Consider the following 17,463-nt stretch of genomic DNA (forward strand, 5'->3'; position numbering starts at 1 on the left):
ACGTCTGCCATGCAAGGGCGCATCGGAGGCAACACCGATGTCATACCTCACATCCGTCCCCTACCGAGGCGGTACCGGGGGAACCTCCGGGGAAGACCCGGGGCCCGTCTACGCGAGCTTCCGCATCCCCGCGGTCGTCGTGACCGGTGCGGGCACCGTGCTCGCCTTCGCCGAGGGCCGGCACGCCTCGGCAGCCGACACCGGCCGCATCGACCTCGTCCTGCGACGGTCGCACGACGGCGGCCGCACCTGGGACGACCTGCAGGTGGTGACGTCCAACGGCTCCGGCACGGCGGGCAACCCGGCCCCGGTCGTCACCGCCGAGGGCCGCGTCGTCCTGGTCCACGTGCGCAACGCCGGGACCGCGGAGGAACGGGACATCATCCGCGGCAAGGTGCCCGACGAGGACGGCCGCCGGGTCTGGGTCCAGCACAGCGACGACGACGGCGCCACCTGGTCCGAGCCGCGCGAGATCACCGCCGCCGTCAAACGCCCCGGCTGGCGCTGGTACGCCACCACCCCCGGCCACGCGCTCCAGTTGCGCACCGGCCGGCACGCCGGGCGGATCGTCGTCGCCGGCAACCACACCCGCCCGCCCGAGGGCCCCGACACCGGCGCCGAGCCCCGCTACAACGGCGGCCACTGCCTCTACAGCGACGACCTCGGCGGGACCTGGCAACTCGGCTACACCGACGACTCGTCCGACGACTACGTCAACCCCAACGAGACCACCGCCGCGGAACTCCCCGACGGCACCGTCTACTTCAACACCCGCACCGACTCCCGCAGCCCCGGCAACCGCGCCGACGCCGTCTCCGCCGACGGCGGCGCCACCCTGGAGCGCCGCTTCCGCCCGCAGGCCGGCCTCGTCGCCCCCGTCGTGCAGTGCAGCGTCCTGCACCTCGGCACCCCCGACGTCCTGCTGTTCTCCGGCCCCGGGCACCCCGCCGCGCGCGCCCTGATGACCATCCGGGCCAGCCACGACCACGGCGTCACCTGGCGGACCGCGCACACCGTCGACGGCCTCCCCGCCGCCTACTCCGACCTGGTGCGGCTGGACGAGGACACCGTCGGACTGCTCTACGAGACCGGCGACTTCGGCCCCTACGAGACGATCACCTTCCGCCGCGTCCCCCTCGCGGAGCTGGTCTCTTGATCGGCCGGCGCGGCGTGCTGGCGGCGGCCGGCGGCACGGCGGCGGCGCTCGCCCTGCCCGGCTGCGCCGCCACCACCGGCGCGGCGGGCGGCAGTACTACCCTCACCTTCTGGTCCTGGGTCCCCGGCATCGAGCGCAACGTCGCACTGTGGAACCGGCTGCACCCCGGCGTCCGCGTCGAACTGGAGAAGGTGGCCGCGAGCGGCGGCGCCCAGTACGCCAAGATGCACGCCGCGCTCAAGGCCGGCAGCCCGCCCGACCTCGCGCAGGTCGAGTACCAGATGGTGCCCGGATTCCTGCTCGACCAGGGCCTGGTGGACCTCGCCCGGCACGGCGCCGACCGCTACCGCCCCCGGTTCGCCGACTGGCTGTGGCAGCAGAGCGTGTACGCCGGGGGCGTCTGGGCCATCCCGCAGGACTCCGGGCCCATGGTGCTGTTCCAGCGCCAGGACCTGCTGGACCGCTGGGACATCGAGACCCCCGCCACCTGGGACGACTTCACCGCCGCGGCCCGTGCCGTCCGCCGCCGCGGCGCACACCTCACCTCCTTCTCGCCCTCCAACCCCGGCTGGTTCACCGCCCTGGCCTGGCAGGCCGGCGCCCGCTGGTTCCGGGCCGGCGGCGACACCTGGCTGGTCTCGATCGACGACGAGCCCACCCGCCGCGTCACCCGCCACTGGGACCGGCTCATCAAGGACCGGCTGGTCACCACCCAGCCCATGATGCAGAGCGCCTGGTACGCCGGCCTCCAGTCCGGCGACCTCGTCAGCTGGACCGGCGGCAGTTGGGGCGACGCCCTGCTCACCGGCAACGCCCCCGGCGGCGCGGGCAAGTGGCGGGTCCGGCCGATGCCGCAGTGGCACGCCGCCGGCTCCGGCGCCGCCCCCTCCTCGGGGAACTGGGGCGGCTCCACCACCGCCGTCTTCACCGGCACCCGCAACCCCCGCGCCGCACTGGACTTCGCGGTGTGGCTCAACAGCGACCCCGAAAGCGTCCGCCTGCTCATCCGGGGCGGCTACGGCTACCCCGCCCCCACCTCCGGTTTCACCCCGGCCGAACTCGACACCCGCGCGGCCTACTTCGGCGGCCAGGACTACGGCGCGGTCGTCGCCGCCTCCGGCGCCGCGGTCGACCGTACCTGGACCTGGGGCCCCACCATGGACACCTTCTTCCAGCGGCTCACCGACGCCCTCAGCGGCGCCGTCAGCGACGGCACCTCCCTCACCGCCACCTTGCCGAAACTCCAGGCCCGCACCCTCGCCGACCTGCGCGACAAGGGCCTGAAAGCGGAGGCCGCATGACCGCGCGGGCGGACGTCGTGCCGCCTGAAGCCCCCGGTTCCGCCGCGGCGTCCGGGGCCCGTACGCACCGGGCCGGCCCCGCCCGCCCCCGGAGCCGTTCCCGTTCCCGTGCCCGCTCGCGCGAGGCCCGCACCGCGGCCGCGTTCCTCCTGCCGTTCTGCGCGCTGTTCCTGCTCTGCTTCGTCGTCCCCATCGGCTACGCCGTGCAGCAGAGCCTGCTGCGGACCGTACGCACCGGGCCGCTCGGCTTCGGCGGCTCGCACGACGTGTTCGCGGGCCTCGCCAACTACACGCACGCGCTGAGCGACGGCTCGTTCCTCGCGGGCTTCGGGCGCGTGCTGCTGTTCGGGGTCGTGCAGGTGCCGCTGATGCTCGCGCTGGCCGCCGCCCTCGCGCTGCTCCTGGACAGCGCCTCCGCCCGCGGCATCGGCTTCTTCCGCACCGCGTACTTCCTGCCCTACGGCGTGCCCGGCGTCATCGCCTCGATCCTGTGGGGCTTCCTGTACGTCCCCGGGATCAGCCCCCTGGTGCAGATCCTGCACTCGGCCGGCTGGCAGGTCGACTTCCTGTCCAAGAGCACCGTGCTGTGGTCCATCGCCAACATCGTGACCTGGCAGTTCACCGGCTACAACATGCTCGTCCTGATCGCCCAGCTCAAGGCCGTGCCCGCCGAGCTGTACGAGGCGGCCCGCCTCGACGGCGCGAACGCGGCACGCGTCGCCTGGCACATCAAGCTGCCGCTGATCCGTCCGGCGCTCGTCCTGACGGCCGTCTTCAGCATCATCGGCACGCTGCAACTGTTCTCGGAGCCGCTCGTGCTGCGTCCGCTCTCCCCGGCCATCGACTCCGGCTACACGCCCAACCTGCACGCCTACAACGAGGCGTTCGCGGCCAACGACTACCACGTGGCCGCCGCCGAGGCGGTGCTGCTCGCGCTCGTCGCGTGCGCGCTGTCCTTCGGCTTCCTCAGCCTCGTCGGCCGCCGCGGCGGGGACGGGGCGCTGCGATGACCGTCCCGTTCCGCCACCGCGTCCTGACCGCGACCGCGCTCGCCCTGGCCGCCGTCTACTTCCTCGTGCCCGTCTACTGGCTCGCGGTCTCCTCCACCAAGTCCAGCGCCGACCTCTTCGGCAGCTTCGGCTTCTGGTTCGCGCACCCCCACCCGATCGACTACCTCGGCCGGGTGCTGACCTACGACGGCGGCGTCTACGTCCGCTGGTTCGGCAACAGCCTGCTCTACGCGGGCGTCGGCGCCCTCGGGGCGACCTGGCTGTCGGCCGCCGCGGGGTACGCCCTCGCGCAGTACCGCTTCGCGGGGCGCGAGGCGGTGCTGACCGCCGTCGTCGCCGGTGTCCTCGTACCCTCCACGGCGCTCGCCCTGCCGCTCTACCTGCTCTTCACCGACCTCGGCTTCGCCAACACCTACTGGTCGGTCCTCGTCCCGGGCATGGTCAGCCCGTTCGGGGTGTACCTGTGCCGGATCTACGCCACCGCCGCCATCCCGCGCTCCCTGCTGGAGGCCGCCCGGCTCGACGGGGCGGGGGAGTGGCGGATCTTCCACGTCCTCGGGCTGCGCCTGATGACGCCGGCCCTCGTCACCGTCTTCCTGTTCCAATTCGTCCACATCTGGAACAACTTCTTCCTGCCGCTGGTCATGCTCTCCGACAGCGACCTGTACCCGGTGACGCTCGGGCTCACCTCCTGGCAGGGCTACGCCGACCGGCAGCCGGAGCTCTACCAGTACACGGTCGGCGGCGCGCTGCTGTCCGTCCTGCCGCTCATGCTGCTCATGGTGGTGCTCCAGCGCCACTGGCGGGGCGGCCTCAGCGAGGGCAGCGTCACGGCGTGACCGTGGCAGGATCACGTACATGACTGTTGACAGCGGCAATGACGCCCCCGCCCCGAAGGTTCCCGCCAAGGACCCCTGGGACCTGCCCGACGTGTCCGGCCTCGTCGTCGGCGTCCTCGGCGGCACCGGCCCGCAGGGCCGCGGCCTGGCCTACCGGCTCGCCAGGGCGGGCCAGCAGGTGATCATCGGCTCCCGCGCCGCCGACCGGGCGCAGGCCACCGCGGACGAACTCGGCCACGGCGTCCAGGGCGCGGACAACGCCGAGACCGCCCGCCGCAGCGACATCGTCATCGTCGCCGTGCCCTGGGAGGGCCACGCCAAGACGCTGGAGTCACTGCGCGAGGAACTCGCCGGAAAGCTCGTCGTCGACTGCGTCAACCCGCTCGGCTTCGACAAGAAGGGCGCCTTCGCCCTGAAGCCGGAGGAGGGCAGCGCCGCCGAACAGGCCGCCGCGCTGCTCCCCGACTCCCGGGTCGCCGCCGCGTTCCACCACCTGTCCGCGGTGACACTGGAGGACCCGGAGGTCGAGACCATCGACACCGACGTACTCGTCCTCGGCGAGTCCCGCGCCGACACCGACCTGGTACAGGCGCTGGCCGCACGCATCCCCGGCGTCCGCGGGATCTTCGCCGGCCGGCTGCGCGGCGCCCACCAGGTCGAGGCACTGGTCGCCAACCTGATCTCCGTCAACCGCCGCTACAAGGCCCACGCCGGAGTACGCCTCACCGACGTGTGACCGCCGTGGGGCAGCGCGAGGGCATGGGGGACAATGGGCGGGTTCGTGACCGACCCGACAGGAGCCGCCCCCATGCCCCGCCTCGCCCTCTACGCGCTCATCGTGTGCGTGCTGTCCGTGGTCGCCGCCGTCGTCTCCTTCGTCGAAGGCAGCTGGCTCGGCGTCCTGTGGCTCGCGATCACCGGCCTGACCAGCAACATGTGCTGGTACTACGCGCGCAAGGCGAAGCTGGAGAAGGCGGCCTAGAAGCCGCCGCTCTCCCAGAAGCGGAACAGCTGGGAGCCCAGGCCCGAGAGGCCCTCCGGCACGCCGAAGGCAGCCGTCACGGCATCCACGAAGCCGAAGAACGCCGAGTTCACCTCGGGGATCCACAGCACGCCGAAGACGGCCAGCAGCCCGAACGACGCGAACGGCTCCAGCTGGCGCCGCACGTTGTACGACAGCCAGGGCTCGAGGATCCCGTAGCCGTCCAGACCGGGCACCGGCAGCAGGTTCAGGATCGCCGCCGTCACCTGGAGCATGGCCAGGAAGCCCAGGGCCGCGGCGAACGCCAGCTGCTCCTTGGTCTCCGGTTCCACGAGGTGGAGAGTGAACGGGAGCATCGCCGCGATCGCGAACAGCACGTTCGTCAGCGGTCCGGCCGCCGAGATCAGGCTGTGCTTCCAGCGGCCGCTGATCCGGCCCCGCTCGATGAACACCGCGCCACCGGGCAGGCCGATGCCGCCCAGGATCAGGAAGACCAGCGGCAGCACGATGCTCAGCAGCGCGTGCGTGTACTTCAGCGGGTTGAGGGTCAGATAGCCCTTCGCGCCGATCGAGATGTCGCCGCCGTGCAGGGCGGTGCGGGCGTGCGCGTACTCGTGCAGGCACAGGGAGACCACCCAGCCCGACACGACGAACAGGAAGACGGCGAAGCCGGTGTTCGAGGAGAACCCGGTCCACACCGCCCACCCGGAGACGGCCATGATCGCGACCAGCCCGAGGAAAATCGGGCTGATCTGCCGTTCACTGCGGGCTGCTGCGGTGGTCATCGTGCGGGCTCCTGCGGAGGGCTGTTCGGGGAGGGGGCCGGGCCGGCCGCCCGATCATGTCATCCGTGGGGGGTCGGGCACACCCACGGGCCGATAACGCTCCGCCAACGCGAGACGTTCCGGGGCGCCCGTTTTCCCCGCCCGCCCTCCCGTGTGCCCGGCAAGGTCTGGGCGCCCCGACGCCAGTTGTTGGGGGGCCGGGTTCGGGGCCTCCGGGGCTGCCATTCTGGACAGCACATTTAGGTGCCTCAGGTGCTTTCCGCTGCGCACTCCGGGTTGTGCACCCAAATATGCTCCACAGTCCAGAACGCCACCCCTCTGGCCCCGCCCCCTCCGTAGTTGCTAGCGCCTGATCCCCGGTGGGTGGGTATGGACGGCACCGTGCTCGGGCACCCGTTGGCGCAGCGCCAACAAAGTGCGCAGCCGTCACCGCCCACCGCACCCCCACCGGCCGTCAGTCGCCCCAACGACCCCGGGAGGGGGTGCGCCGGGGTCCGCCCGCTGGGGGCACCTCCCAGTGGTAGCTGGGGGAGGGACGAGCGGAGACTGCGTGGTCGATGCCGAATGATGTGGGGGCAAACCGCGAGCCCCGTGGGGGTCCCCCCGGCCGAAGGTTGGGGGAGGACTCCGGAGCGGCGCCGACCCCACAACGCACGCAGCGCAGGGCCCGCACTTACCGCGCCGGGCACTCGGGAGGGAGGTTGGGGGAAAAACCCAGGCCCACGGAACCGCGGCGCCGCACTCGGACACAATGGGGGCGTGCGCTACGGCATCCTCGGGACGACACAGGCCCACCGCGACGACGGCACCGCCGTCCCCCTCTCCGGGACGCGCCTCAGGGCGTTGCTGGCCGCGCTCGCCCTGCGCCCCGGGCGGGTGCGCACGACGGAGGCGCTGATCGACGAGGTGTGGGAGGGCGAGCCGCCCGCCGACGCGACGGGCGCGCTGCAGGCGCTGGTGGCGCGGCTGCGCCGGGCGATCGGCCACGAGGCGGTCGCCTCCGCGGACGGCGGCTACCGGCTGGACGCGGCGCCGGACGCCGTGGACCTGTTCCGCTTCGAGCGCATGGTGGAGGACGGCGGGCGCGCCCTGGCCGACGGCGACGCGGGCAAGGCCGCCGACGCGCTGGACGGCGCGCTCGGGCTGTGGCGCGGGCCCGTGCTGGCCGATCTTCCGGACCGGGTCTCCGTCGCCTCCCGCTACGACGCGCTGCGGCTGGACGCCCGCCGTCTGCGGATCACCGCCGAGGTCGCGCTGGGCCGCGCCGAGCAGGTGCTCCCGGAGATCGCGGAGCTGGCGGCGGCCCATCCGCTCAACGAGCCGGTGCAGGCCCTGCGGCTGCGGGCGCTGCGGGAGGCGGGACGGACCGCGGACGCCCTGGTCGCGTACGAGGACGTGCGCCGGGAGCTCGCCGAGACGCTCGGTGCCGACCCCGGGCCGGAACTGCGCGCGCTCCACGCCGAACTGCTCGCGCCGGCGACCCCGACCCCCGTTCCGGCGGCCGCCGCACCGCTCCCGCCGCCGCGCCGGGGCAACGCGCGTGCCCGGCTGACCAGCTTCGTCGGGCGGGAGTCGGACCTGACGGCGCTGGCGTCCGATCTGTCCACCGCCCGGCTGGTGACGATCACCGGCCCCGGGGGCACCGGCAAGACGCGGCTGTCGCAGGAGGCCGGGGACGCGGTCGCCGGGCACTGGCCGGACGGCGTGTGGTTCGCCGAGCTCGCCCCCGTCGAGGACCCCCGCACGGTGGCGGTGGCCGTGGTGAACGCCCTCGGGCTGCGCGAGACCCTGCTGCACGCGGGCTCGGCCACCGAGGCCGCGCTCGCCGCGGAGGCCAAGGGCGCGGTCGCCAAGGACCCGCTGCTGCAGCTGACCGAGTACTGCGCCGACCGCCGGCTGCTGCTCGTGCTGGACAACTGCGAGCACGTGATCGGCGCCGCCGCCGAGCTGACCGAGCGGCTGCTCGCCGACTGCCCCGACCTGGCGGTGCTCGCCACGAGCCGTGAACCGCTGGGTGTGCCGGGGGAGTTGATCCGGCCGCTGGACCCGTTGCCGCAGCCGCCCGCGCTGCGCCTGCTGGCCGACCGCGGTGCCGCGGCCCGTCCCGGCTTCACCCCGGACGAGGACCCCGAGGCGTGCGCGGAGCTGTGCCGGCGGCTGGACGGGCTGCCGCTGGCCATCGAGCTCGCGGCAGCCCGGCTGCGGATGATGACGCCGCGTCAGCTCGTGGACCGGCTCGACGACCGCTTCCGCATCCTCACCGCGGGCAGCCGCACCGTGCTGCCCCGCCAGCAGACGCTGCGGGCCGTGGTCGACTGGAGCTGGGACCTGCTCACCGAGGCCGAACGGACCGTGCTGCGCCGGTTCGCCGTCTTCGCCGGCGGCTGGGACCTGGCCGCCGCCGAGGCGGTGTGCGGCGGGGAGGGCGCCGGCTCCGTGGACCCGCGTGACGTCGCCCATCTCCTGGCCTCGCTGGTCGACAAGTCGCTCGTGGTCGCCGACCTCACCGAGGACGGCGCCCGCTACCGCACGCTGGAGACCATCGGCGAGTACGCGGCGGAACGGCTCGACGAGGCCGGCGAGCGCGACATCGTGGGGCGCCGCCACATCTCGTACTTCCGCGAGTACATCCGCACCGCCGATCCCGAACTGCGCGGCGCGCGCCAGCTGCTGTGGCTGGACCGCCTGGAGCGTGAGCACGAGAACCTGCGGGCCGCCATCCGCCGGGCGGTGGAGACGGGCGACGAGCAGGAGGCGCTCTGCCTGGTGCTGGCTTCCAGCTGGTTCTGGGAGATGCGCAACTACCGCAGTGAGATGGGCTACTGGCCCGGCGTGGTGGCGAAGATGAGTCCGGTGGACGCCTTCGCCGCACCGCTCGCGCTGCCGCCGCTGGACCGCGGTCCGCTGGACGACCCGCTGCCGATGGCGCCGCAGCTGCTCACCGAGGCCAGGCGCTGGGTGCGGACCGCCGAGGTGTTCGCCCGCATGGAGGAGACCGACGCCTGGAGCGACCCGCGGTACGTCGCGCTCGGCGAGGCGCTCATCGAGGCCTATCCGCCGGACCTGCCCCAGTCCAGCCTGCGGCCAGGGCTCTTCCGCATGCTGGGCGCCATGCTGACCGGGCGCTTCGACCTGATGCCCGAGCTGATCGACTCCACGGTGAGCAGTTGCCGGCGGCACGGCCGGACGTGGGAGCTGGCGTACGCGCTGCAGTTGCGGGCCAAGATCATGAACGACGTCGAGGACCGGTTCGCCCAGTCCATGGAGGACATCCGCGAGGCCCGGGCCCTGTTCCGCGAGGCCGGCGACGACTGGGGCCTGGCGGAGGTGCTGGCGGCCGAGGCCGAGGCGACCGCCAACGCCGGCGACTGGGGCCGCGCCGCCGAGAGCTGCCGCGAGGCGATCGCCCTCGCGCTCAAGCTCGGCGCCCACCAGCAGGTCCCGATGATGACGGTCCGCCTCGGCGATGCCCTCGCCAACAGCGGTCAGGAGGAGGAGGGCGAGCGGCTGGTCCGGGAGGGGATCGCCGACGCCCAGCGCTTCCGCCCGGTCGGCGACGACGCGAGCTACTACGGCAGGGTGCTCCTGGTCGCGATGCTCGCCCGGCGCGGCGACCTGGACGAGGGCTTCGCACTGCTCGACGCCATGCAGGCCGACCCCCCGCGGGGCATGCCCTCGTTCATCTTCGGGCTGCTGGCCGCGATCCGCGGCTGGCTGACCGGCATGGCCGGGGATCCGTACGGCGGGCTGCCCCATCTCCGCGAGGCCGTCGACTACATGGAGGCCCATCCACTGAGCCCGGTCATCGGGCCGCGCATGGGTGTGCTGCTCTTCCCGCCGGCCGTCACACTCTTCACCGGCATCGCGGGACTGCGCGACGACGGTGACGCGCGGGAAGCGGCGCGCCGTGCCGCGCTGGTGCTCGGCGCCCACGACAGCCTGCGGCAGACCGCCTGCACCCCGTGGGAGCGCCAGAGCCTCGACGAGGACGCGGCCTGGCTGCGCACGCACCTGGGGGAGCGGGATTTCGACGCCGTCTACCGCGAGGGCGGGGCCCTCACCTTCTCCGGGACGATCGTGCTGCTGCAAGAACCTCTGTGACGCGGGCCGGTGCTCAGCCGGCCTTCTTGGGCGCCGCCGTCTTCTTGGCCGTCGTCTTCTTGGCGGTGGTCTTCTTCGCCGCAGCCTTCTTCGCCGGGGCCTTCTTGACGGCCGTCTTCTTCGCGGCGGCCGTCTTCCGGGTGCCCCCGGCCTTCTCGGCGGTGCCCGCCTTCTCGGCGCCCCGGGCGTCGATGCTGGCCTGGAGCGCGGCCATCAGGTCCACCACGTTGTCGGGGGCGGAGGTCACCTCGGCCGTCTCGGGCACGGGCTCGCCCTCCAGACGGGCGGCGACCAGGGAGTCCAGCGCCGTCTGGTAGTCGTCGTGCAGGGACTCCAGGTCGAAGTCCTCGGAAAGGGTCTCCATCAGGCTCTGCGCCATCTTCAGCTCCTGCGGCCGCACGGCGATGTTCTCCGGCGGCGCCAGCCCCCCGGCGTCGCGGACCTCGTCCGGCCAGTACATGGTGTGCAGGACCAGCAGTTCCTCGTGGACGCGCAGCAGCGCCAGCGACTCGCGCGTCCGCAGGGCGATCTTGGTGACGGCAGCCTTGCCGCTGGTGGCCAGCGCCTCGCGCAGCAGGACGTACGGCTTGGACGCGGCGGCATCGGCGCCCACGTAGTAGGCCCGGGACAGCGACAGGGGGTCGATCTCGTCGGTGTCGACGAAGGCGAGGACGTCGATCAGCTTGCGGCTGGGCAGCGGCAGTTGCGCCAGGTCCTCGTCGCTGAGGACCACCGTGCGGCCGCTCTCGTCCTCGTACCCCTTGGCGATCTCCGAGTAGGGGACCTCCTTGCCCTCCTTCTCGCAGAACCGCTTCATGCGGATGCGGCCGCCGTCCTCGGCGTGCACCTGGTGCAGGGAGACGCCGTGCTCCTCGGTGGCCGCGTAGAGCTTGACGGGAATGGAGACCAGCCCGAAGCCGATCGCACCTTTCCACATGGATCGCATACTTTCGTCCCTTTCCGGGGACTTTCCACACTATGCCCGCCCCGTCAGCCTCGCCCGACCGGCAGCCGGCCGAGGTGGACGGCCGACAGGTGGTCCTCACCCACCTGGACAAGGTCGTCTTCCCGGCGACCGGCCACACCAAGGCGCAGCTGCTGCGGTACTACGCCCAGGTCGCCGCGGTGATGGTGCCCCACGCGACCGGCCGCCCCGCCTCCTTCGTCCGGGCCCCCGAGGGGCCGCACGGGCAGGCGTGGTTCGCCAAACGGCCGCCCGCCGGCACGCCCTCCTGGGTGACCACGACCGGCGGCCCCGGGGAGCCGCACGTCGTCCTCGACTCCACCGCCACCCTGGTCACCATGGCCAACCTCGGCGGCTGGGAGGTGCACGTCCCGCAGTGGACCGCGGACGCCGGGCGCGACGGCCACGACCGGCTCGTCCTCGACCTCGACCCCGGCGAGGGCGCCGACCTCGTCCTGTGCTGCCGGGTCGCCGAACGGCTCCGCCAGATGATGGACGACGACGGGCTCACCGCCTTCCCCGTCACCTCCGGCAGCAAGGGCCTGCATCTGTACGCGCCGCTGGAGCCCGCGACCGGCAGGGCCGTCAGCGGCTACGCCAAGGCGCTGGCCGGGCGGATGCAGGGCGAGCACCCCGGCCTCGTCCTGGTCTCCATGACCCGCAGCCTGCGCCCCGGCAAGATCTTCATCGACTGGTCGCAGAACGCCTCCGCGAAGACCACCGCCTGCCCCTACACCCTGCGGCTGCGCGACCGCCCCGGCGTCGCCACCCCCGTCACCTGGGACGAGGTCGCCGCCTGCCGCGCGCCGGGAGACCTCGTCTTCGGGCCCGAGGACGTGCTCGACCGGGTCGGCCGTTACGGCGACCTGCTGGCCGGCCTCGACGACGGCGCCGCCCGGGGCCGGCTGCCGTGACCGATCCCGTCCCGCCGCCCGTCGTGGTGATGCTCGCCCGGCGCGTGGAGACCGTCCCCGAGACGGGCGCGCTGCCCGGCGGCTGCGCGTACGAGCCCAAGTTCGACGGCCACCGGATGGTCGTCCTCACCGGCCCCGTACGGCTCCAGACCCGCTCCGGGAGGATCGTCACCGACACCTTCCCCGAACTCGCCGAAGCCGCGCGGGCCCTGCCGCCCGGCACCGTCGTGGACGGCGAGGTCGTCATCTGGCGCGACGGCCGCATCGACTTCGGCGCGCTCCAGCGGCGCGCCCTGGGCGGCACCCGCAGACGCCCGCCCGGACCGCCCGGACCGCCCGCCAACTATGCCGCCTTCGACCTCCTCGCGGCCGGCGGCACCGACCTGCGGGCCCGCCCCTACGACGAGCGCCGCGCCGCCCTGACCGCCCTCCTCGCCCCGCTCGGCCCGCCGTTGCAGCCCGTCCCCATGACCACCGACCGCGACGAGGCGCTGAACTGGTACGCCTCCCTGGCCGCCACCGGCATCGAGGGCCTGGTCGTCAAGGGCCGCGCCCAGCGCTACCGGCCCGGCCGCCGCGACTGGCTCAAACTCCGGCACTCCGTCCCCCAGGACGCCGTCGCCATCGGCTTCACCGGCACCCCCCGCGCCCCGCGCGCCCTCGTCCTCGACCTCGGCGACGGCCCGCTGTCCTCCGCCCCCCTCGACGCCCCCCTCCGCGCCGAACTCGCCGCCCTCCTCACCCCCGTGCCCCTCGCCACCGCGGCCCTCGACGACGGCACCCCCTACCGCCCGCTGCCCGGGCCCCTCCCCGTCGAGATCCTCCAGGGCGTCGGCCGCCACGCCCTCACCACGGTCCTGCGCCTGCGGCCGCCCTGACCTGCGGGACGAGGCCCGGGACGCCCTGAGCGGAAAGGCCGTTGAGCGGTGTCGGGTGCCCGCATACGATGGCGCGTCGCCACTCGGCCGTCGTTCGCGATCCCCGCTCCCCAGGAGACCCCTTCCGCCATGCGCGCGTTGTTCCATGCCGTCCGCCTCCTCGGGCTGCTCCTCGGCTTCTACGTCATGGCCCTCGGCCTGCTCGCGGCGATCGTTGCCGCGAACGTCGTCCTGTTCGACGCGGCGCTCAAGGGGGGCTATGTGACCTTCCTGTTCGTGGGCATCAGCGTCGCCTTCGCCTCGCCCTTGGTGTCGGGGCTGCTCGCCTCGGTCCGCGGGATGAACCGCCAACGGCCCGCCGGTCTGCGGGTGAGTGCGGACGAGCAGCCGGAGTTGTGGGCGCGCGTCCTTCGGGTGGCCACGGCGATGGACACCCCCGCCCCCGCCGAGCTCTGGCTCGTGGCGGAGCCGCAAGCGGCGGTCTGGCAGAGTTCCTGGCTGCTCGGGCTGGTCCCCGGGCGCCGGCGGATGGTGCTCGGCGTCCCGTACCTCACCGGTCTGACGGAACACCAGCTCGACGCGGTCATCGCCCATGAGATCGGCCACTTCGCCCGGCGCGACACCTTCCTTTCGGCACTGGCCGCCCGCAACCGCAGCGGTCTGACGCGGGTCCTCGACCGGTATGCCGAGGACGGCAGTGGCATCGGCCACGCGATGGGCTCGCTGTTCGCCGGCTATGCCCGCTTCTGCCTGCGGGTGACGCAGGCCGAAGCACGCCTCGGAGAACGTGCCGCGGACCGCGCCGCCGCGCGGGTCGCCGGACGCGACGCCACCTCCGCCGCCCTGCGCCGCATCCCTCTCATCGACGCCGCGCACACCCGCTATCTGCGCGAGTACGCCGGAATCGGCATCGGGCTCGGTCTGCTCCCGCCGGCCGCGGAGGTGCACTCCGGCTTCGCCGCGTTCCTGGACAGCGACACCTGGCGCGAGGAGGAACGGCGGCTGATCGCCGACCCGCCGCGCGAGAAGACCTCGCCCTACGACTCGCACCCTCCGATGCGCGAGCGGGTCGCGGCGATCGAGGCGCTGCCCGCGGACGCCGCCGGGTTGTTCCCCGACGAGCCGTCACCGGCCGCGGCCGGACTGCTCCACGACCCCGCGGGAACCGGTTCCCGTACCGTTCTGGCACTGCCCGGGACGGGCGGGCTGCGGCAACTGCCCTGGCGGGAGCTGGCCGCCGCGGCGGGTACGGCGGAACTCGGTGCCGAGACGGTGCCGGTGCTCCGGGCGGGCCGCGCGGTCCTGCGCCGGCCCGCGGACCTCGGGGCGCTGCTGGACGCCGTCGACGACGGACGGTGGCCGGAGGTCGTCGACTGCATGCCCCGCCCCGGCGACGTGGGCCACATGCTCCTCGACGACTCCCTGCGGGCCCGCAACGAGGCCGCCGCCGCGGACCAGTTGTACTCCCTGGCGCTGGCGGCCCTGGTCGAGGGCGGTTGGGCCCGCTGGGAGCTGGACTGGGAACGCGGCAAGCACCTGGAGTTCGACGAGGGCGTGCATGCCGCGCTGGACCGGGCGGTCGACGCCGCGACGGCCCCGCAGGACGGCGCCGAGCCGGACACCACCGCGCTGCGTGATCTCCTCGGCCTCGCGGTGGACCGGACCGGCGCTCAGGCCTGAGCGGTCCCCGGAGGCACCCGCCGGGTACGGGTCCAGTGCAGGAGGGCGTCCGCGGGCCATGTGTTGACGACCCGTTCCGGCGGGACGCCGCACTCCTCGGCGCGGGCGCAGCCGAAGATCTGCCAGTCGAGCTGGCCGGGGGCGTGGGCGTCGCTGTCGATGGAGAAGAGGACGCCCGCGTCGACGGCCGTGCGCAGGAGCCGGCGGGGCGGGTCGAGGCGGTCGGGGCGGCTGTTGATCTCCACCGCGACGCCGAAGCGCTCGCACGCGGCGAAGACCAGGTCCGCGTCGAACTCCGACTCCGGGCGGGACTTGCCGCGCACCAGGCGCCCGGTGCAGTGGCCGAGCACGTCCACCAGCGGGTTGCTGACGGCGGAGACCAGGCGCCGGGTCATCTCGTCCCGTTCCATCCGCAGCTTGGAGTGGGCGGAGGCGACCACCACGTCCAACTGGTCCAGCAGTTCGGCGTTCTGGTCGAGGGAGCCGTCCGCGAGGATGTCGCACTCGATGCCGGTCAGCAGCCGGAAGGGCGCGGGCAGCCGCTCGTTCAGTTCCGCGACGACCGCCAGCTGGGCGCGGAGGCGGTCGGTGGTCAGGCCGCGGGCGACGGTCAGCCGGGGGGAGTGGTCGGTGAGCACCGCCCACTCGTGGCCGAGCGCGGCCGCGGTGCGGGCCATGGTCTCGATGGGGCTGCCCCCGTCGGACCAGTCGGAGTGCAGATGGCAGTCGCCGCGCAGCGCCGCCCGCATCCGCTGCCCCGCGTCGCCCTCGGGCCGCGGCACGGCATCGGTTCCGCCGCCCTCCTCCAGCCGGGTGAGGTAGGCGGGCCGGCCGCCGTCCAGCGCCTCCCGGACGACGGCGGCGGTCTTCGGGCCCAGGCCCTTGATCTCCTCCAGGGAACCGGAAACGGCCGCGCGCCGCAGGAGCTCGTCCGGCGGCAACGCGGTGACCGCGGCGGCGGCGCCCCGGAAGGCCTTCACCCGGTACGTCGGGGCGCCGTCCCGCTCCAGCAGGAACGCGATCCGGTCCAGCGCCTCGACGGGGTCCATGCCTCCAGGATCAGGTCTTGTTGCGGAACCGCGCCACCGCCAGCGGCGCGCTGATCACCGTGATGCCCACGGCCCACATGAGCGTCATCATCACCGAGTGCGCCACCGCGCCCCCGTTGATCAGATTGCGGGAGGCGTCCGCGAGGTTGGACAGCGGGTTGTACCGGGTGAAGGCCTCCAGCCAGCCCGGCATGGTCGAGGGCTTGGCGAAGATCGAGCTTCCGAACTGCAGCGGCAGGACGACGATCATGGACAGCCCCTGGACGGACTGGGGGGTCCGGGCGACCAGACCCAGCAGGATGAAGACCCACATCAGCGAGGCCCCGAAGGTCAGGGACAGCACCACCGCGCACACCAGGCCGAAGACACCGTTGTCCACGTGCAGGCCCAGGATGAAGCCCATCGCGAGCAGGATGACCGTGGCGACCAGCGCTCGGCCGATCTCGACGACGATCTTCGCTATCAGCACGGAGGAGCGGGCGATCGGCATGGTCCGGAAGCGGTCCATGACCCCGGTCTTGAAGTCCGAGTTGACGCCGGTGCCGACGGCCATCGCGATGTTCATGCCCATCATGGCCATCAGGCCGGGCACCATGTAGTTGACGTACTTCTCCTGGCTGCCCTCGAGCGCGCCGCCGAAGACGTACACGAACAGCAGCGTGAAGACGATCGGCATCAGCAGTGCGTCGAACATCGACTCAGGGTCCTGCCGGATCTGCAGGACGTTGCGCCGCACGAGGGCGCCGACGTGCCGGAGATTGGCCCGCAGCCCGATCCGCGGATCGGCGTCCACGGCCGCGGCGGTGGGCGCGGCGGGGGCGGTGATGGCGGTCATGCGGCGAGTTCCTCTCGGTCCTTGGGGGCCCCGCCGTGCGTGACGGCCAGGAACACCTCGTCCAGGCTGGGCAGATGGGTGTCGATGCCGGCGATCGCGAAGCCGTGCTCACCGAGCGCGGCCACGACCTGCGTCAGCTGCTCGTCGCTGATGATCGGTACGTTGAGCACGCCGCGCGCGTGGTCCGGGACGGCCTGCGCCCCCGTGCCGAGGGCCGCCGCCATGGCGTTCAGCAGGGCCGGGTCGACCGGGCGCACCTGAAGGGTGCGGCCGCCGACCTTGGCCTTGAGCTCCTCGACCCGGCCGCCGGCGATGACCCGGCCGCGGTCGATGACCGTCAGCTCGTGGGCGAGCTTCTCGGCCTCCTCCATGTACTGCGTGGTCAGCAGCACGGTCGACCCCTCCGCGACCATGTTCTGCACCTCGTCCCACACCTCGTTGCGGGTGCGGGGGTCCAGGCCGGTCGTCGGCTCGTCCAGGTACAGCACGGCCGGGCGGCCGATCATCGACGCCGCCAGGTCCAGGCGCCGGCGCATACCGCCGGAGTACTCCTTCGCGGGCTTGCGGGCCGCCTCCGTGAGCGAGAACCGCTCCAGCAGCTCGTCCGTGCGCGACCAGGCGTCGCGGCGCGACAGGTCGAGCAGCCGGCCGATCATGTACAGGTTCTCGCGGCCGGACAGCGACTCGTCGACCGAGGCGTACTGCCCGGTCAGGCCGATCACCCGGCGCAGCTGCCGCGGCTGCGCCAGCACGTCGTACCCCGCCACGGTCGCCGTGCCGGCGTCGGGCCGGATCAGCGTGGACAGGATGCGCACCAGCGTCGTCTTCCCGGCCCCGTTCGGTCCCAGCACCCCGAGCACGGTCCCCTGCCGTACGTCCAGGTCCACTCCGTCGAGGGCTTTCGTCTCCCCGTAGCGCTTCACGAGCCCCCGCACCCTCACGGCGGCGTCCGCGCTCTTCACGTCTCGC

The 17,463-nt window shown here is 73.3% G+C and carries 15 protein-coding genes; 10 read left to right on the top strand and 5 right to left on the bottom strand.

What is annotated here, in order from left to right; translation table 11 throughout:
• The first annotated feature begins 37 nt into the window (after window positions 1-37).
• From ABZ883_RS35145 to ABZ883_RS35170, 6 genes are all read left to right on the top strand, one after another.
• Entirely contained in the window at window positions 38-1,156 is a 1,119-nt protein-coding gene (locus ABZ883_RS35145) for a sialidase family protein (protein WP_360913573.1), read from the top strand.
• Complete coding sequence (locus ABZ883_RS35150) at window positions 1,153-2,457, top strand: extracellular solute-binding protein (RefSeq protein WP_360913575.1); 1,305 nt, start codon at window positions 1,153-1,155, stop codon at window positions 2,455-2,457. Before ABZ883_RS35145 ends, ABZ883_RS35150 begins: the two co-directional genes overlap by 4 nt.
• Entirely contained in the window at window positions 2,454-3,467 is a 1,014-nt protein-coding gene (locus ABZ883_RS35155) for a sugar ABC transporter permease (protein WP_360913577.1), read from the top strand. The genes ABZ883_RS35150 and ABZ883_RS35155 overlap by 4 nt, the downstream gene beginning before the upstream one ends.
• Window positions 3,464-4,306, top strand: a complete 843-nt coding sequence (locus tag ABZ883_RS35160) for a carbohydrate ABC transporter permease (RefSeq protein WP_360913579.1) — start codon at window positions 3,464-3,466, stop codon at window positions 4,304-4,306. Before ABZ883_RS35155 ends, ABZ883_RS35160 begins: the two co-directional genes overlap by 4 nt.
• A 19-nt stretch (window positions 4,307-4,325) precedes the next feature.
• Window positions 4,326-5,042, top strand: a complete 717-nt coding sequence (gene npdG, locus ABZ883_RS35165; protein WP_360913581.1) for an NADPH-dependent F420 reductase — start codon at window positions 4,326-4,328, stop codon at window positions 5,040-5,042.
• A gap of 72 nt (window positions 5,043-5,114) precedes the next feature.
• Window positions 5,115-5,288 carry a hypothetical protein gene (locus ABZ883_RS35170; protein WP_360913583.1) on the top strand — a complete coding sequence of 58 codons (174 nt, stop codon included), beginning with the start codon at window positions 5,115-5,117 and terminating at the stop codon, window positions 5,286-5,288.
• Here the strand turns inward: ABZ883_RS35170 and ABZ883_RS35175 are convergent.
• Window positions 5,285-6,073, bottom strand: coding sequence for a site-2 protease family protein (locus ABZ883_RS35175; RefSeq protein WP_360913585.1), 789 nt, complete (start codon window positions 6,071-6,073; stop codon window positions 5,285-5,287). The two genes, ABZ883_RS35170 and ABZ883_RS35175, sit on opposite strands and share 4 nt — an antisense overlap.
• 759 nt (window positions 6,074-6,832) lie before the next feature.
• Between ABZ883_RS35175 and ABZ883_RS35180 the strand changes: the two genes are divergently transcribed.
• Window positions 6,833-10,174 (top strand): BTAD domain-containing putative transcriptional regulator, encoded by a 3,342-nt coding sequence (locus tag ABZ883_RS35180; RefSeq protein WP_360913587.1) that lies wholly within the window; start codon window positions 6,833-6,835, stop codon window positions 10,172-10,174.
• A gap of 13 nt (window positions 10,175-10,187) precedes the next feature.
• On the opposite strand, the gene ABZ883_RS35185 is transcribed toward ABZ883_RS35180, so the two are convergent.
• Window positions 10,188-11,120 carry a Ku protein gene (locus ABZ883_RS35185; protein ID WP_360913589.1) on the bottom strand — a complete coding sequence of 311 codons (933 nt, stop codon included), beginning with the start codon at window positions 11,118-11,120 and terminating at the stop codon, window positions 10,188-10,190.
• A 32-nt stretch (window positions 11,121-11,152) separates the two neighbouring features.
• Here ABZ883_RS35185 and ligD point away from each other — a divergent pair, with 32 nt between their 5' ends.
• From ligD to ABZ883_RS35200, 3 genes are all read left to right on the top strand, one after another.
• Window positions 11,153-12,052, top strand: coding sequence for a non-homologous end-joining DNA ligase (gene ligD / locus ABZ883_RS35190; RefSeq protein ID WP_360913591.1), 900 nt, complete (start codon window positions 11,153-11,155; stop codon window positions 12,050-12,052).
• Entirely contained in the window at window positions 12,049-12,930 is an 882-nt protein-coding gene (locus tag ABZ883_RS35195) for an ATP-dependent DNA ligase (protein WP_360913593.1), read from the top strand. Before ligD ends, ABZ883_RS35195 begins: the two co-directional genes overlap by 4 nt.
• A 129-nt stretch (window positions 12,931-13,059) precedes the next feature.
• Window positions 13,060-14,610: a M48 family metallopeptidase gene (locus ABZ883_RS35200; RefSeq protein WP_360913595.1), complete on the top strand. Its 1,551-nt coding sequence runs from the start codon at window positions 13,060-13,062 to the stop codon at window positions 14,608-14,610.
• Here ABZ883_RS35200 and ABZ883_RS35205 read toward each other — a convergent pair.
• Genes ABZ883_RS35205 through ABZ883_RS35215 form a run of 3 tightly spaced genes read right to left on the bottom strand, consistent with a single transcriptional unit; the run spans window position 14,601 to window position 17,456 of the window.
• The gene (locus tag ABZ883_RS35205) at window positions 14,601-15,659 is read right to left on the bottom strand and encodes a PHP domain-containing protein (protein ID WP_360913597.1); all 1,059 of its coding nucleotides are present in this window, start codon (window positions 15,657-15,659) and stop codon (window positions 14,601-14,603) included. The genes ABZ883_RS35200 and ABZ883_RS35205 overlap by 10 nt on opposite strands.
• Window positions 15,660-15,669: 10 nt before the next feature.
• A complete protein-coding gene (locus tag ABZ883_RS35210) occupies window positions 15,670-16,494 on the bottom strand; it encodes an ABC transporter permease (protein ID WP_360913599.1) in 825 nt (274 codons plus the stop codon).
• The gene (locus ABZ883_RS35215) at window positions 16,491-17,456 is read right to left on the bottom strand and encodes an ATP-binding cassette domain-containing protein (RefSeq protein WP_360913615.1); all 966 of its coding nucleotides are present in this window, start codon (window positions 17,454-17,456) and stop codon (window positions 16,491-16,493) included. Before ABZ883_RS35215 ends, ABZ883_RS35210 begins: the two co-directional genes overlap by 4 nt.
• Window positions 17,457-17,463: the final 7 nt, after the last annotated feature.

The sequence above is a fragment of the Streptomyces sp. NPDC046977 genome (assembly GCF_040644455.1).
In the GTDB taxonomy this organism is placed as follows: Bacteria; Actinomycetota; Actinomycetes; order Streptomycetales; family Streptomycetaceae; genus Actinacidiphila.

Coding starts and splice junctions, on each gene's coding strand:
- ABZ883_RS35170 (WP_360913583.1), top strand. CDS start 5,115: ATGCCCCGCCTCGCCCTCTACGCGCTCATCGTGTGCGTGCTGTCCGTG.
- ABZ883_RS35185 (WP_360913589.1), bottom strand. CDS start 11,120: ATGCGATCCATGTGGAAAGGTGCGATCGGCTTCGGGCTGGTCTCCATT.
- ABZ883_RS35200 (WP_360913595.1), top strand. CDS start 13,060: ATGCGCGCGTTGTTCCATGCCGTCCGCCTCCTCGGGCTGCTCCTCGGC.
- ABZ883_RS35205 (WP_360913597.1), bottom strand. CDS start 15,659: ATGGACCCCGTCGAGGCGCTGGACCGGATCGCGTTCCTGCTGGAGCGG.
- ABZ883_RS35145 (WP_360913573.1), top strand. CDS start 38: ATGTCATACCTCACATCCGTCCCCTACCGAGGCGGTACCGGGGGAACC.
- ABZ883_RS35210 (WP_360913599.1), bottom strand. CDS start 16,494: ATGACCGCCATCACCGCCCCCGCCGCGCCCACCGCCGCGGCCGTGGAC.
- ABZ883_RS35155 (WP_360913577.1), top strand. CDS start 2,454: ATGACCGCGCGGGCGGACGTCGTGCCGCCTGAAGCCCCCGGTTCCGCC.
- ABZ883_RS35175 (WP_360913585.1), bottom strand. CDS start 6,073: ATGACCACCGCAGCAGCCCGCAGTGAACGGCAGATCAGCCCGATTTTC.
- ligD (WP_360913591.1), top strand. CDS start 11,153: ATGCCCGCCCCGTCAGCCTCGCCCGACCGGCAGCCGGCCGAGGTGGAC.
- npdG (WP_360913581.1), top strand. CDS start 4,326: ATGACTGTTGACAGCGGCAATGACGCCCCCGCCCCGAAGGTTCCCGCC.
- ABZ883_RS35160 (WP_360913579.1), top strand. CDS start 3,464: ATGACCGTCCCGTTCCGCCACCGCGTCCTGACCGCGACCGCGCTCGCC.